Below are 1,254 nucleotides of genomic sequence, written 5' to 3'. Positions count from 1 at the left end.
TCGAAAGCGAGGGCTTGCGTGATCTCGCGCGAGCGCATCATGGCAAAGCTGGTCGAGTCGACGAACGAGTACTCGCGCTCGTCGCGGCGACGGAGCCACGCGAGAGCTTCCTCTTCCAGATCATCTTCCACCCTGAGGACCGTGACCCGCTCCGAACGGTCTACGGCATTGAGGAAGTCGACAGCCGAGGAGTGTCCCATCCGCCGCCGAAGAAACGTCCAGGTCTCGCCCCGGAGGTGATTCGTGGTGACGAGCCTGGAGTCTGCGTGCTTCTTCAGCAGCCCGACGGCCTGGGTGTGATGAGGGTCCCTGCGATTGCGCAATGCCACCCAGAACGACGTATCGACGAAGATCACCGATAGACGACCTCGTCGATAGCGACCGGCTCGAAATCGTCAGCTCCTGCCATCGCCATCAGGGGGTCCGCGTCCAGCGGAGCCGCAGGTGTCGTGGGTGCGCTTGCGAGACTCTCCTTGAGCAACAGGAGTGCGCACTGGCCGGCCGCGAGACCGCGCTGCTGAGCCTCGTCCTTCAGCCGGCGCTCCAGTTCCGATTCGATTTCCAGCGTCAAAGTCATGGTCGCCCCACTTAATTCAAGGTTACCATGGGCCGCGATCCTGCGCATGAAGCCACGTAAGAGTTCGATTGCCTCACGCCGGCAGCTCTTGACGAGTCATCGCCGCTCGCTCCCACTTTGGCGCCATTCCTCGAGGTGTCATCGACACTCGATTGCACCTTGACGCCGGTACCCGACCTTCAATCGACGCTCGTTCGCACCTTGGCGACGGTACCCGGAGCGCGATCGACGCTCGTTCGCACCTTGGCGACGGTACCCGAAGCGCAATCGACGCTCGTTTGCACCTTGCCCGCGGTTCCCAAGACGCGATCGACGCTCGCTCACAGGCCGTCGGTGATTCGCGCCGACCAGATCGGTGCTCGTTCACGGCTCCGGAGCCCGCGCGCTAACCGCTGGCAGCGCGGAGTGGAGGATCTGAAGGTCCGGTGGCGGGGTTCCCGCCCGATTCGCGTATTAGCAGGGTGTCCACTCACCAACACAACGAAAGGAGCCATCATGAAGTTAGGAGACGTCTTGAAGAAGGAGCGAGAGAAGAAGGGCGTGTCTCTCGAGGTGGCCGCGGAACGGCTGGGCCTCGGCGTGGACCGGTATATCGCGATCGAGGCGGGCGAGAGTGCCGACTTCGAGTCCGCGGCGTCGCTGGTGCTGCAGTTCAACGAGATGATCGGCGGGCAGGT

3 protein-coding genes are annotated in these 1,254 nt (G+C 63.2%); 1 reads left to right on the top strand and 2 read right to left on the bottom strand.

What is annotated here, in order from left to right; all coding sequences use genetic code 11:
• Both GY725_20415 and GY725_20410 read right to left on the bottom strand, forming a co-directional pair.
• Window positions 1–356 (bottom strand): PIN domain-containing protein (locus tag GY725_20415; protein MCP4006549.1); only part of this gene is annotated, 356 nt, incomplete at its 3' end.
• The gene (locus tag GY725_20410; protein ID MCP4006548.1) at window positions 353–577 is read right to left on the bottom strand and encodes a hypothetical protein; all 225 of its coding nucleotides are present in this window, start codon (window positions 575–577) and stop codon (window positions 353–355) included. The genes GY725_20415 and GY725_20410, both read right to left, overlap by 4 nt.
• A gap of 495 nt (window positions 578–1,072) precedes the next feature.
• Between GY725_20410 and GY725_20405 the strand changes: the two genes are divergently transcribed.
• Window positions 1,073–1,254 (top strand): helix-turn-helix domain-containing protein (locus GY725_20405; protein ID MCP4006547.1); only part of this gene is annotated, 182 nt, incomplete at its 3' end.

Source organism: bacterium, from assembly GCA_024226335.1.
GTDB lineage: Bacteria > Myxococcota_A > UBA9160 > SZUA-336 > SZUA-336 > JAAELY01.
The sequence above is the reverse complement of the archived record's forward strand: the minus strand, read 5'-3'. Positions and strand labels throughout refer to the sequence as shown.

Excerpts from the sequence above, each read along its gene's own strand:
- GY725_20410 (MCP4006548.1), bottom strand. The coding sequence starts at position 577 with ATGACTTTGACGCTGGAAATCGAATCGGAACTGGAGCGCCGGCTGAAG.